The following is a 13367-nucleotide window of genomic DNA, read 5'->3' on the forward strand; positions in this document are numbered from 1 at the left end:
CACCGGCGTCGGGCGCTCCCGCAGCAGCCGGAAGCTCGACGATCCTGAACGTGAACGACGGCCGCAGCGGCTCGTACACCGCCAACTTCAATCCTCTGCAGGCGACCAGCGTCAACTCGGGTGCTCCCGGGCCGATCTACGAGACCCTGTACTTCTTCAACCAGCTACGGGCGGATCCACCCAAACCGGTCCTGGCCACGGCCTATGCGTGGTCGGACGGCGGGAAGACGTTGACCTTCACCATCCGCGACGGCGTCAAGTGGACGGATGGCCAGCCGTTCACCGCCGCCGACGTGGCCTACTCCTTCCAGGTCCTCAAGGACCACAAGGCGTTGAACGGCAACGGGATTCCGTTCGGCAGCATCACCGCCACCGACGCGAGCCACGTCAAGCTCACCTTCACCGCTCCGTCGTACTCGAACCTCTGGTACATCGCCGGACAGACGTACATGGTTCCCCAGCACATCTTCTCGAAGATGTCCGACGTGGTGACCGATCTCAACTCGAAGCCGGTGGGCACCGGCCCGTTCATGCTGCAGTCATTCGCTCCTCAGGTCTACGTGCTGAACAAGAACCCCGGCTACTGGCAGGCCGGCAAGCCCCAGATCTCCGGACTGCGGTTCAAGGCGTTCTCGGGCAACGACTCGTCGTTGACCAGCCTGATCGGTGGCCAGATCGACTGGGAGGGCGGTTTCATCGCCGACATCGACAAGGTCTACGCGACCAAGGGACCGAACAACAAGTACATCAACACGCCCCTGTTCACCACCGTGCTGCTCCCGAACCTGACCAAGTTCCCCGGCAACGACCCGGTGGTCAGGCAGGCACTCAACCTGGCGCTCAACCGGGACGGCATCAACAAGAAGGCGTTCTCCGGCCTGGACACCGAGGCCAACACGGCTCTGCTGCTGTCCCCCCGCGACAGCAAGTACCTCGACCCGTCGGTCGCCGCGAGCGCCAAGATCGCCACCGACACCGCGAAGGCACAGAGCACGCTCGAATCCGCCGGATGGGTCAAGGGATCGGACGGCATCTACGCCAAGGCCGGGAAGAAGCTGTCCTTCCCCGTGGAGATTCCCTCCGGATACTCGGATTGGGTTGCGGCCCTGCAGGTCATGCAGCAGCAATTGAAGGCCGTCGGTATCGACCTGCGCCCGACCGGCGTCTCCAACACGGCCTGGAACGCCGATCTGACCAGCGGCAACTTCACCTTCGCGCTGCAGAACCTCTTCGGTGGACCGACCCCCTACTACCTCTACAACACGTGGCTCAACACCGCGAGTCAGGCGCCGAACGGCAACAATTCGGCGCGCTACTCCAACCCCGAGGTCGACAAGGCACTGGCGACCATTGCCGGCACCAATGATGCGGCAGTGCAGCAGAAGGCGTACGGCGTGATCCAGACCCAGGTGGTGAAGGACCTGCCGTACATTCCGATCGGGCAGTCCAGTTCGCTCACCGAGTTCCGCGACGGAAGCACCGGCGGGTGGCCGACTGCGCAGAATCTCTTCGCCATTCCGGCACCGTGGGCCCATCCGGACCTCGGCATCGTGGCCGCCAACCTGACGGCAAAATAGCCGCCGATGCGATACGTCCTGCGAAAGGTCGCGTTCTACGCGGTGGCGGCCTGGGCCGCGATCACGTTGAACTTCGCCCTCCCGCGGTTGATGCCGGGTAGCCCGGTCGATGCCCTGCTGGCCCGCCTGCAGAAAACAGGCGGTGCCACCGGGCCGGCTCAGCGCGAGGCCATCGAGGCCATGTTGGGTGTCAGTGGGAACCAGAACATCGTGAGCCAGTACTTCTCGTACTGGGCACATCTGGTCCGTGGCGACTTCGGCACCTCGGTCACCTTCTACCCGTCGTCAGTCGGCTCGGTGATCAAGGATTCCCTGCCCTGGACGGTGGTCCTGATCGGTGTCGCCACCGTCATCTCCTCTGTCCTGGGGGTGGTGCTCGGGACGTTCGTCGGGTGGAAGCGGGGTAGCTGGCTCGATTCCCTCGTGCCCTCGACCACATTCCTCGCCTCCGTGCCGTACTTCTGGCTCGCGCTGGTCCTGATCTACTTCTTCGCTCTGAAGCTGGGCTGGTTCCCGCTGGCCGGCGGCTACGACGTCGACAACACCGAGATCGGCTTCTATTCGGATTTCATCAGCAGCGCTCTCTACCACGCTGTTCTACCGGCCATCACCATCGTCATCTCCTCGGTCGGGGGATGGCTGCTCGGCATGCGAAACATGATGGTGACGACGCTGTCCGAGGACTATGTCGTCACCGCGGAGGCCAAGGGTCTGCGCAGCGGCCGGATCCTGGTCAGCTACGCCGCCCGTAACGCGGTGCTGCCGTCGGTGGCCGGGTTCGCCATCTCGCTGGGATTCGTGGTGAGTGGCTCGATCGTCGCCGAGACGGTCTTCTCCTATCCAGGAATCGGATTCGCACTGCTGCAGGCCGTCCAGAACAACGACTACGCGCTGATGCAGGGAATCTTCCTGATCATCACGCTGGCCGTGCTCGGGGCGAACCTGATCGTCGATCTGCTGTACGGATTCATCGACCCGAGGACGCGCAATGTCGGCTGAGACGAAGTCCGCAAAGGTGTGGCGCCCGGGCGTCAAGCTCACCATCGGTTGCATCATCGTGGGGTTCTTCCTGCTGATCGCCGTGCTCGGGCCGATCTTCACCGGGGACCCGCAGAACCAGACGGACGATCTGCTGGCCTCCCCCGGTGCCGCCCACTGGCTCGGTACCACGCAGACCGGCCAGGACGTCTTCACGCAGATGATGGTGGCGACGAGATCATCGCTGCTCGTCGGACTGATCGTCGGAGTGACCGCAACCATCCTCTCGGTGCTGGTGGGGGTGGTCGGCGGTTTCCTCGGGGGGAGGTGGGACGAGGCCCTGTCCCTCTTCTCCAACGTGGTGCTGGTCATTCCCGGGCTGCCGTTGCTGATCATGATCACCGCCTACCTCAAGAACAGCGGCGAAGTGGTGATCGCCCTGATCATCGCCATCACCAGTTGGGCCGCATCCTCGAGAGTGCTGCGGGCGCAGACTTTGTCACTGCGCAGCCGGGACTACGTCAACGCCTCCCGCACCATCGGGGAGCGCACTCCCCGCACCATCAGCGTGGAGATCCTGCCCAATCTGCTCCCCATCATCGCTTCGCAGTTCGTCTTCGCCGTCATTCTCGGCATCCTCTCCGAGGCCGGCCTGTCCTACCTCGGCCTGGGCAACATCAACTCCATCACCTGGGGCACCATGCTCTATTTCGCGCAGAACGGCCAAGCCCTGACGGTAGGGGCCTGGTGGTGGTTCGTACCACCCGGACTGGCGATCGCGCTCTTCGGCTGCGGCCTCTCCCTGATCAATTTCTCGATCGACGAGGTGATCAATCCACAGCTGAAGGTCGCCGGTCGGATGAAACGAAGGAAATCCGTCAGATGAACGCTCCCGCGAATCAATCAGCCCCTCCGATGTCCGGTGTCCGGGCCCCGGCGGAGGATCACGAACCGGTGCTGACCATCTCCGGGCTGTCGGTGGACTACCAGGGGGAATTCGGCGATACCCATGCCGTCGTCGACGTGGATCTGAGCCTACGTCGAGGTGAGATCCTCGGCCTGGCCGGCGAGAGCGGCTGCGGCAAGTCGACCCTGGCCTACGCGATCAACCGGCTGACCCGTCCGCCGGCCCTGATCACCGCCGGTTCGGTGCTGCTGCGTGAGAAGGACGGCACCACCACCGATGTCCTTGCCCTGTCCGGGGAGGGCCTGCGCACCTTCCGGTGGCAGAAGATGGCCATGGTCTTCCAGGGCGCGATGAATGCTCTGAATCCGGTGCTGTGCATCAAAGCGCAACTCGAAGACGTCCTCACCGCCCACCAACCGGACATGTCGAGGCGTGACCGGGCCGCCCGGTGCATCGAATTGATGCGAACGGTGAACGTCGATCCGTCCCGCCTCTCGAGTTACCCCCACGAACTGTCCGGTGGGATGAGGCAGCGGGTGATGATCGCCATGGCGCTGGCCCTGCGGCCTGACGTGCTGATCATGGACGAGCCCACCACGGCCCTGGACGTGGTGGTCCAGCGGGAGATCCTGGCCGAGGTGCTGCGACTCCGGGATCAATACGGGTTTGCGGTCATCTTCATCACCCACGATCTCGCCCTGCTGCTGGAGATCAGCGACCGCATCGCGGTGATGCTGCGTGGACAGATCGTCGAACTGGCTGCGGCGCAGGATCTCTACCTCCGACCACAGCACGCCTACACCCGCAAGCTGCTGGGTTCGTTCCCCAGCCTGACCGGACCGCGCCGCGACTACTCCCGGGCCGGTGGTACCGGATTCGCGCAGCGGAACACCGCCGACAGTTCACTCGTGGTGCGCAATCTGACCAAGGAGTTCCGGGTCCGCAGTGGCAAGATCGTTGCCGTGGACGATGTGTCGTTCGAACTGACCTCTGGCCGGACGGTGGCCCTCGTGGGCGAGAGCGGCTCGGGAAAGTCCACCCTGGCACGGATGCTGTCTCAGCTGGAACGTCCCAGCAGCGGCGAGATCACGCTCAACGGCGCGCCGATCGGCCGGCGGGGGAAGGCACTGCAGCACTACCGCAACCAGGTGCAGATGGTCTTCCAGGATCCATTCGCCTCGCTGAACCCCTTTCACACGGTCGAACACCACCTGCTGAGACCGATCCGCATTCACGGAATCGCCGAGGGATCCGACGCGGAGCGGGCAGAGGTCCGACGTCTGCTGACGAGGGTCAATCTCACCCCCGTCGAGGAGATGATGCGCAAGCGCCCGCACGAGCTGTCCGGCGGGCAACGGCAACGGGTCGCCATCGCCCGGGCGCTGGCCTCGCGGCCCAGCGTCCTGCTCGCCGACGAGCCCGTGTCCATGTTGGACGTGTCGATCCGTCTCGAGGTGCTGAGCCTCCTGGACACCCTCAAGCGGGAGGACAACCTCGCGGTTCTCTACATCACCCACGACCTGGCCACCGCCCGGCATTTCTCCTCCGAGATCCTGGTTCTCTACCGGGGCCGGATCGTCGAACGCGGGCCCAGCGACGACGTGATCCTCAACCCGCAGCACGAATACACCAAAACGCTCCTCGCAGCAGCACCCGATCCCACCCATCGGATCAGCCCAGCCCTCTGATCATGTTTCACCGGGTGGAGGGTTCGTCCGCGAAACTTGCGCTCCCCGCCGACCGACCGTGGCAGCATCGGCCGCATGGATCACCTCTCGGTCGTGCTGGAGGAGCAGCGGCGGCCCCTGACAGGGTTGTGCTACCGCATGCTGGGTTCGGCGGCCGACACCGACGACGCGGTGCAGGAGACCATGATCCGGGTCATCGCGCATGCCGGTCGCTACGACGCTGCGCGCGGAGCGGTGGGTCCGTGGATCTTCCGCATCGCAGCGAACGTGTGCCTCGACATGCTGCGGAGCCGGGGCCGTCGAGCACTGGCGATGGATCTGGGGCCGGCCGCCGAGGCCGGTTCACCCTTGGGTGTTGCCCTTCCGCCGGAGCGGTGGATCGAACCCATGCCGGACAGCCGGGTCATCGCGGCGTCGGATCCGGCAGCGGTCGTCGTCGAACGGGAAACGGTTCGGCTGGCCTTCATCGCTGCGCTGCAATATTTGCCACCCAGGCAGCGTGCCGTTCTCATCCTGCGCGATGTGCTGCAGTATTCGGCAGGTGAAACCGCCGAAATTCTCGACACGTCGACCGCTGGGGTGAACAGTGCTCTGCAGCGGGCCAAGGCGACGATGGCGCGGCACCGCCCGGAGATGACGGATCCTCTCGACGAGACAGACGAAACCCAGCGCGCCCTGCTCGAGCGGTATGTGAATGCCTTCCAGCGGCACGACATCGACGAGCTGACGGCGGTGCTTCGCGCCGACGCGCGTAGCTCCATGCCGCCGTTCCTGTGGTGGGTCCACTGCGCTCGCGTCCTGGCCGAGCTGATGACGAACGGTGCCTGCGACGGCGCCCGCCTCGTGCCCACTGCGATCAACGGTTCACCAGGCTTCGGCCAGTATCGACCGGATGCGGACGATGTTCTCCGCCCGTTCGGCATCGTGCTGGTGGAGATCTACCAGGGTGCCGTCACCCACGTGGTGACGTTCCTGGGCACCGCCGACCGATTCACCGAATTCGGCCTACCGCCCACCCTGACGGCACCCGGCGGGAGGCCCACCGATGAATTGTCGGCGCGGCGGACGTAGAACAGGTGAAAGGACTTCGATACCTTCGCAACCGATCGGTCCACCTACGGCGATCGGACCCCGCGCTGGGCATCGTTTTCCGACGAGACAGCATGCAGCAGAGAGGATTTCAGGATGACAACGATCGACATCACCGATATCACCTACGGGGTCGAGCACTTCGGGGATGCGGCGGCGCCGCTGATTCTGCTCGTCGGCGGAACCACCATGCTCTCGTGGCCGGACGCGCTCTGCGCAGCACTGGCCCGCGGTGGGCGCCATGTCGTCCGGTACGACCTGCGTGACTCCGGGAAATCGAGCACCGTCGACCCCCAGGCCCCGGCCTACACGCTGCGCGATCTGGCAGCCGACGCCGCGACGCTCGCCCACGAATTCGACGACCGGCCGGCGCACCTGGCGGGAATCGGTGTCGGCGGGATGGTCGCCCAGGTCGCGGCGCTCGACCACCCCTCCGCGTTCGGAGCGCTCACCCTCATCGGGACCAGACCCGTCGCTCCGGGCCCGGTCGACGCTGATCTGCCCGAGCACGACGCGGCAACCATGCAACGGATGTTCTCGCGCCCGATGCCGGACTGGTCCGACCGTGCTGCCGTCCAGGAGTTCATCGCCACCAGCGCCGGGATCCTGGGAGACGACCCCGCCGCCGCGCACGTCACCGCCGGACGCATCTGGGACCGCACGCCGAGTACGGAGCCCGCAGTGCAGATGGCCAACCAGATGAGAACGGTGTTCTCGAAATTGGACTGCACGCCGCGCTGGCGCGAGCGGCTACCCCACCTGACGATCCCGACACTGGTGGTGCACGGCCGACGCGATCCGTTCTTCCCGCTCGGCAACGGCGAAGCGATCGCGAGAGAGATCCCCGACGCCCGGCTCCTTGTCCTCGACGCCTCGACCGCGATCCCCGACGCAGCCGCCGATCAGGTCGCGGCGGCGACGCTTGCGCTGTAGTCGCACGCGTGGGTCACCTGTCGGGTTGTCGTGCGGTCGATACCGGCGACAAATGCTTTCTGCCTCGCCGGCGGATGCAGGGATGCGATCAGAGCGATCCAATCTCCGCAACGACCGCTCGGTCCAGCGGGCACACCCACGTTGCGACACCGTTGCTCTCAGTCGGCGTGAGCGGGTGGGTGGAAGGGTGCCCCGGGCACACCGGCCAATTCGTCCGGGACGCGGCCCACAGTTCGTCGATCACCCACTGCTGCACATTCTCGGCGGCGGCGACGATCCGGACGGACTCCGCATCGCCGAGGTACACGCTCACCCCCATTCCACTGCCGTCCCGGCCCCACAGCATCGCGCAGGGGTATTCAGAGCTGATCTGCCAGTTGCCGTCCCGAATCGTCGGCCGAGGAGCGCCCGTGCCCGCGATGTCCCGCAGCACCGGTTCCATGGCTCGCGCCAGCGCCTCATCCATGTCGCCCATCATGCACGGACGTTCAGCCACCCCAGAAAAAACGATGCTGCGAAAGCGGCTTTTCAGACATATCACCCACCGGTCGGGTGATCAACGGCGAAGGGGCTATCGCCTCGCGAGCCACTCGTCGAAGGTCGGTCCGACAAGTTTGGCGTCCGGGCCGGGCAGCAGGCCGCCATCGTGCGTCGGCCGGTCGACCGCCACGGGCACGATCTCGAGCGTTTCCCCGAGCCTGACGGTCAGTCGGTGGACCATGTCCGGCAGGGCCTCTCGTTGCGGACCGGCGATCTCGCCGTCGATTCCCGGCGACCCGACCCTGGCCACCAGTTCGTCCACCACCGACGACAAGGCGACCGACTGCACCGGCATGTCCTGCACCGAGCAACGGTCGCCGTCCCGCCCCCAGCCCAACGACTGCTCCGCGAACTCGTGGAACTGCGCCGCGCGGAGCACGACCGTGCCCGGAAACGCCTGCCGGGCAGCCACTTCCTGCGCGTGCTTGGCAACGAAGTAGCCACCGGGCAACAGGTCGACACCGATGATCGACAGGACGATCAGGTGTTGAACCCCGGAGCGGCCCGCCGCCTCGCCGAGATTCCGGGCCACGGTCGTGAAGAAGTGCGTGGCCGGCCCCTCCTCCTGGTCCGGCGAGTTGGTGACGTCGATGATCGTGGTCACGCCTCGCAGTCGGGACTCCAGGCCTTCGCCCGACAGCAGATCGATGCCGGAGGACCGGGACAGCGGGATCACCGCGTGACCGTGTTCTTGGAGTGCGCGGGTCAGCGCCTTCCCGACCAGACCGGTGGCACCGGCAACGGCGATGGACATCTGCGTCTCCCTCAACTCGGATAACTCTTGTCCGGAATACTACTCGGATATGGAGTGTCCGAGTCAAGTACGATCGAAGGGTGAAGCTGTCCGGCGGTGTCGAGTGGGCGCTGCACTGCTGCGTCGTGCTGAGCGGAGTCACGGTGCCGGTGCCCGCAGCCAAACTGGCCGAGTTCCACGATGTTTCACCGACCTACCTGGCCAAGCAGCTGCAGAGCATGTCCCGCGCGGGGCTGGTGCGCTCGGTGCAGGGCCAGGCGGGCGGGTATGTCCTCACCCGCTCCGCCGACAGCATCACCGTGCTCGACGTCGTGGACGCCGTGGACGGCGGCGAGCCGGCGTTCCACTGCACCGAGATCCGTCAGCGCGGACCGCTGGCGACGCCGGTGGAGAAGTGCGTCAAGCCCTGTGCGATCGCCCGGGCGATGGCAGCGGCCGATCGGGCCTGGCGGGAAGCCCTGCGCGCCAGCACCATCGCTGACCTCGCGCGTGACGTGAACGAGGACGCCGGCCGCGACGTGATGATCGGGGTACGCGGCTGGCTGGGCGTTCCCGCCGGACACCCGTTGCCGCTGCACGCAACTCGGTAAGCCGCATCCCCACGTCGACGAATTGCAGCGTGCCTTATGTTCGAGGTCATGGACCTCCAAGTGGTGCTGCCCGATGAAGACCCGGCGATGCCGGTCGCGCAGATCGTCGAGCTGGCGGTCACCGCCGAGCGGCTGGGTTTCCAGGGAGTCTGGCTACCCGATCATCTGCTGCCTCCGAGTGCCTACGGCGATGTCTACGGCGGGGTCTACGAACCCGTCGTGACGCTCACCTACCTGGCCGCGGCGACCACGACGATCCGGCTCGGGACGTCGGTGCTGATCCTCCCGCTCCGGGATCCCTTCCTGCTGGCCAAACAAGCCGCGACCCTGGCGCACCTGTCGGGTGACCGGCTCACGCTCGGGGTCGGCATCGGCTGGGAGGCAAGCGAGTTCGCCGCCGTCGGGGTCGACTTCACCGAGCGCGGAGCCCGCACCGACGAGGCAATCACCCTGCTGCGGCACCTGTTCGAGGGTGCTGGACCGTTCGTGGGTCGGTTCCATCGCAACGAGTCCGGCGTCTTCGCACCGGTCCCCCGACACCCGATCCCGATCATGATCGGCGGCGTCACCCCGCGGGCCCTGCGCCGGGTCGCGTCCTACGCCGACGAGTGGCAGGGACTCGGCCTGTCCCCGGAGAAGTTCGCGGCCCACGTCGCGACGATCCGGTCCTCGACCGACCGGCCCATCCGGGTCGGCACCAGGATCGAGTGGGACGGCACCGCGCAACTCGACCAGGTGGTGGCCGAGGTCCGCGGGTTCGAGGCGGCCGGCGCAGACGCTGTCGCGGTGAAATGCGGCGCACCCGAGAGCTTTGCGGACCGGATGGCCGAGTTGGTCGCCGCCTATCGCAAGTCCTGACGAAGTGCCGAACGTAGACTGCGGTCCGCCGGAGAGGAGCCTCCTCAAGACCGCGGTTGAGTGCGCCTAATGGTGGTCCAGCCGGTCCAGCCGCGGGCCTCGAGAAGGCTGATGAGCCGCCGCGCGATGGGCAGCGAGTCCAGGAAGACAGAGTCGAGAAGCTGGGCGAGCGCGTCGGTCATCTCGTCGTCGTAGGGGTCCCAGCCCGCTGCATCGGCAGCCTCGAGCAGGCCGACGAGCCGGTCTGCGACCGCCGTCACCCGCGGATCGTCTGCCTCCCAATCGATCGCTGACGCGAGATCGCGGTAGAGCCCGATGGTTGCCGGGTCGTCCAGCTGGTGCTCTTTCGACTTCATGTACATCGGCATCTGCTCCGGAAGCTTGGCTGCGACCAGGATCCAGGCGTCCCGCTCGGCCTCGATCAACAGGGGCGGCAGCCCGAACTCGCTCAGCCTCTCGAGATAGGCCACCGCCTCCGGTGGCAGGGCCAGGCTGTCCCCGGCCGCCAGTTGTGCGATCCGCTCCCGGTGCTGCTGCCGCTCTCTGATCTCCCCGCGCAGGCGCCGGTCGATATTGGCGATGGAAGCGTGGAATTCCTCGTCACTTGCCGCGAGTAGTTCGTGCACCTGGGACAGCGGTACACCGGCATCGGCCAGGATGCGGATCTTGATCAGCTCCACCACGGCCGCTGCGCCATAACGCCGGTAGCCGGAGTGATCCCGGTCCGGTTCGGGCAGCAGACCTTTCGCGTGATAATGCCGCACTGCGCGGACGGTGACGCCGGCATACGACGCGAGCTGGCTGATGGTCAGCATGTCGTCAGGATATCGGTCATGAATTCCCTTTTCGGCTGAAAGGATCTCCGAGCGTCAAGCCATCTTGCGGCGATAGGTCCTCATCGCCAGTGCATAGGCCACCACCAGCAGGCCGACGCACCAGACGATAGCGATCCAGCCGTCGTTTCCGACCGGTTGTTCGGCGTACAGATTGCGGAGGGTGTTCACGATCGGGGTGACCGGCTGATGCTGGGCGAACCAGCGCACCGGGCCGGGCATGCCGGCGGTGGGCACGAATGCCGAGCTGATGAACGGCAGGAAGATCAGCGGGTAGGAGAATCCGCTGACCCCGTCGACGGACTTCGCGGTCAGCCCGGGGATGACGGCCAGCCAGGTCAGCGCCAGGGTGAACAGCAACAGGATTCCGAGGACCGCGAGCCAGGCGAGTACTCCGGCGCCGGAACGAAAACCCATGGCCAGCGCGACGAGGACGACCAGGACGAGCGAGATCAGGTTCGCCACCACCGAAGTCAGCACATGGCCCCACAGCAGGGCCGACCGGGCGATCGGCATCGACTGGAACCGTTCGAAGATACCGCCGGAGACGTCGGTGAAGAGCCGGAAAGCGGTGTAGGCGATGCCGGAAGCCACGGTGATGAGCAGGACTCCGGGCAGCAGGTAGTTGACGTACCGGCCGCCGCCGACCTGGATCGCGCCACCGAAGACGTAGACGAACAGCAGCAGCATGGCGATCGGGGTGATGGCAGTGGTGATGATCGTGTCCGGGCTGCGCAGGATGTGGCGCAGGGAGCGCTTCAGCAGGACAGTGGTGTCACGGGAAACAGAGGTGGTCATCGTTGGGCCCCCACAGGTCGGTGATCGCCGTGGCCGACGATCGCGAGGAAGATGTCTTCGAGGCTCGGTTGCTTCTCGACGTATTCGACCTTGGCCGGCGGGAGTAGCCGCTTCAGTTCGGCCAGGGTGCCGTTGGCGATGATGCGCCCCTCGTGGAGGATCGCGATCCGGTCGGCGAGATGTTCGGCCTCGTCGAGGTACTGCGTGGTGAGCAGCACCGTGGTGCCCTGGCCGGCGAGTTCCTTGACCGTCCGCCAGACCTCGAGGCGCGACTGTGGATCGAGGCCCGTCGTCGGCTCGTCGAGGAACAGCACCGGCGGATCGCCGATCAGGCTCATGGCGATGTCGAGTCGACGGCGCATGCCGCCGGAGTAGGTCGCCACCCTCTTCCCGGCCGCGGCCGTCAGGTCGAACTTGACCAGGAGGTCGTCGGCGATTCCGCGGTGATTCTTGAGGTGTCGCAATTGCGCGATCAGGATGAGATTCTCGCGCCCGGTGAGGATCTCGTCGACGGCGGCGAACTGCCCGGTCAGGCTGATCGACTCGCGCACCTCCTCGGGCCGGGCGCCGACGTCGTACCCATTGACGGCTGCGGTTCCGCCGTCGGGTTTGAGCAGCGTGGAGAGGATCTTCACGACGGTCGTCTTGCCGGCTCCGTTGGAGCCGAGCAGGGCGAAGATGGTGCCGGGAGGAACGCTCAGATCAACGCCCCGGAGGACCGCTTGGTCGCCGTAGGACTTGGTGAGCCCCACGATCTCGATGGCTGGTGTGGTGGTCATGATTCAAGTGTCGAACCCTGACCCAGCGTCAAGGTCAAGCCCCTATTCTCGGCCTCACCGCCGGACAGGAGCGAACGTCACCAGACCCGCGAGCAGCGATCCGACAGCGACAGCTGTTCCGTGCAGGGCCACGACGCTGCCGCTACGGTTCCACTCATCTGAACGATGGCCCACAGGTGTGAAGCTCCGACGCGGCGATTGCTAGCATCCGTCGATGAGCAGCAGAGCGGAAGGACCTGAAGGAGAGCTGACCTCGAGCGGTGGCGCCGTCAAATCCGCCGACCGGCTGATGACCCTGCTGGAACATCTCGCGGACACCGGGGAAGCCACCTTCAGCGCCATCGCCGCCGCGCTGAAAATGCCCAACTCGTCTGCCCACCAGCTCCTGCGCACCGCTCACCGCCGCGGCTTTGTCGAATTCGACGAGAGCACCCGCACCTACCGATTGGGGCTCCGCCTGTGGGAGGTGGCCCAGTCGTTTGCCGGCAACCTCGACCTTCCCGGTACCGCGCAGCCTCTGATGACCGCCCTGTCGGACGAGACCGGCGAAACCGTCCAGCTGGCGCGACTCGACGGGCTGGAGAACGTGTACCTCGCGATCGCCGAATCCAAGCAGCCGATGAAACTGGTGTCGACGGTGGGGGCAAGACTGCCGGCACACACCACCGGAGTCGGCAAGGTGCTGCTGTCCGGACTGACCGAAGAGCAACTGGGGACGAGGCTGGAGGGCGCCACCCTCGAACGGTTCACCCGCAACACCCTCACCTCGATCCCCGACCTGCTCGTGGAGCTCCGACGCATCCGCAAACAGGGTTACGGCGAGGACAACGAGGAGTACGTCGTCGGCTGCCGCTGCGTCGCGATGGCCGTACGCGGGGGCAACGGCGTTGCGGTGGCAGCGATGTCCGTGTCGATCCCCACGCCCCGCTTCAACCGCACCATCGCCCGTGACGTGCGCCTGGCGCTGACCAGGACGGTGGCCGAGGTGGAGCGTCGATTGGGTGGCCGAACAGCGTCCTGAGGTGATCGAAAGGGTCAGCCCG

At 66.1% G+C, this 13367-nt stretch carries 14 protein-coding genes; 9 read left to right on the top strand and 5 right to left on the bottom strand.

Annotated elements, in window-relative coordinates:
* Window positions 1–50: 50 nt before the first annotated feature.
* The 6 genes from ABIB25_RS12675 (at window position 51) to ABIB25_RS12700 (ending at window position 7172) form a co-directional block, all read left to right on the top strand.
* Window positions 51–1577 (top strand): ABC transporter substrate-binding protein, encoded by a 1527-nt coding sequence (locus tag ABIB25_RS12675; RefSeq protein ID WP_354528818.1) that lies wholly within the window; start codon window positions 51–53, stop codon window positions 1575–1577.
* A 6-nt stretch (window positions 1578–1583) separates the two neighbouring features.
* The gene (locus ABIB25_RS12680; protein WP_354528819.1) at window positions 1584–2576 is read left to right on the top strand and encodes an ABC transporter permease; all 993 of its coding nucleotides are present in this window, start codon (window positions 1584–1586) and stop codon (window positions 2574–2576) included.
* Window positions 2566–3441 carry an ABC transporter permease gene (locus tag ABIB25_RS12685; protein ID WP_354528820.1) on the top strand — a complete coding sequence of 292 codons (876 nt, stop codon included), beginning with the start codon at window positions 2566–2568 and terminating at the stop codon, window positions 3439–3441. Before ABIB25_RS12680 ends, ABIB25_RS12685 begins: the two co-directional genes overlap by 11 nt.
* Window positions 3438–5150 carry a dipeptide ABC transporter ATP-binding protein gene (locus tag ABIB25_RS12690; RefSeq protein WP_354528821.1) on the top strand — a complete coding sequence of 571 codons (1713 nt, stop codon included), beginning with the start codon at window positions 3438–3440 and terminating at the stop codon, window positions 5148–5150. The genes ABIB25_RS12685 and ABIB25_RS12690 overlap by 4 nt, the downstream gene beginning before the upstream one ends.
* 75 nt (window positions 5151–5225) lie before the next feature.
* On the top strand, window positions 5226–6221 hold the full coding sequence (locus tag ABIB25_RS12695; protein ID WP_354528822.1) for an RNA polymerase subunit sigma-70: 996 nt from the start codon (window positions 5226–5228) through the stop codon (window positions 6219–6221).
* A gap of 114 nt (window positions 6222–6335) precedes the next feature.
* The gene (locus ABIB25_RS12700; protein ID WP_354528823.1) at window positions 6336–7172 is read left to right on the top strand and encodes an alpha/beta fold hydrolase; all 837 of its coding nucleotides are present in this window, start codon (window positions 6336–6338) and stop codon (window positions 7170–7172) included.
* Window positions 7173–7260: 88 nt separating this feature from the next.
* Here ABIB25_RS12700 and ABIB25_RS12705 read toward each other — a convergent pair whose 3' ends face one another.
* Both ABIB25_RS12705 and ABIB25_RS12710 read right to left on the bottom strand, forming a co-directional pair.
* Complete coding sequence (locus ABIB25_RS12705) at window positions 7261–7638, bottom strand: hypothetical protein (protein WP_354528824.1); 378 nt, start codon at window positions 7636–7638, stop codon at window positions 7261–7263.
* A 105-nt stretch (window positions 7639–7743) separates the two neighbouring features.
* On the bottom strand, window positions 7744–8466 hold the full coding sequence (locus tag ABIB25_RS12710) for an SDR family oxidoreductase (RefSeq protein WP_354528825.1): 723 nt from the start codon (window positions 8464–8466) through the stop codon (window positions 7744–7746).
* 80 nt (window positions 8467–8546) lie between these two features.
* On the opposite strand from ABIB25_RS12710, the gene ABIB25_RS12715 reads away from it, so the two are divergent.
* Together ABIB25_RS12715 and ABIB25_RS12720 are read left to right on the top strand one after the other, a co-directional pair.
* Complete coding sequence (locus tag ABIB25_RS12715) at window positions 8547–9056, top strand: RrF2 family transcriptional regulator (protein WP_354528826.1); 510 nt, start codon at window positions 8547–8549, stop codon at window positions 9054–9056.
* A gap of 48 nt (window positions 9057–9104) precedes the next feature.
* Complete coding sequence (locus ABIB25_RS12720; RefSeq protein ID WP_354528827.1) at window positions 9105–9914, top strand: TIGR03619 family F420-dependent LLM class oxidoreductase; 810 nt, start codon at window positions 9105–9107, stop codon at window positions 9912–9914.
* Between the two features lie 44 nt (window positions 9915–9958).
* Here the strand turns inward: ABIB25_RS12720 and ABIB25_RS12725 are convergent, their stop codons facing one another.
* From ABIB25_RS12725 to ABIB25_RS12735, 3 genes are read right to left on the bottom strand one after another with little or no spacing between them, the layout of a single operon-like run.
* The gene (locus tag ABIB25_RS12725; RefSeq protein ID WP_354528828.1) at window positions 9959–10729 is read right to left on the bottom strand and encodes a MerR family transcriptional regulator; all 771 of its coding nucleotides are present in this window, start codon (window positions 10727–10729) and stop codon (window positions 9959–9961) included.
* A 54-nt stretch (window positions 10730–10783) separates the two neighbouring features.
* Window positions 10784–11545, bottom strand: a complete 762-nt coding sequence (locus ABIB25_RS12730) for an ABC transporter permease (protein WP_354528829.1) — start codon at window positions 11543–11545, stop codon at window positions 10784–10786.
* The gene (locus ABIB25_RS12735) at window positions 11542–12324 is read right to left on the bottom strand and encodes an ABC transporter ATP-binding protein (protein WP_354528830.1); all 783 of its coding nucleotides are present in this window, start codon (window positions 12322–12324) and stop codon (window positions 11542–11544) included. Before ABIB25_RS12735 ends, ABIB25_RS12730 begins: the two co-directional genes overlap by 4 nt.
* Before the next feature lie 214 nt (window positions 12325–12538).
* Here ABIB25_RS12735 and ABIB25_RS12740 point away from each other — a divergent pair, with 214 nt between their 5' ends.
* Window positions 12539–13345, top strand: coding sequence for an IclR family transcriptional regulator (locus ABIB25_RS12740; protein WP_354528831.1), 807 nt, complete (start codon window positions 12539–12541; stop codon window positions 13343–13345).
* Window positions 13346–13367: the final 22 nt, after the last annotated feature.

Source organism: Nakamurella sp. UYEF19 (genome assembly GCF_040546275.1).
Classification (GTDB): Bacteria; Actinomycetota; Actinomycetes; order Mycobacteriales; family Nakamurellaceae; genus Nakamurella.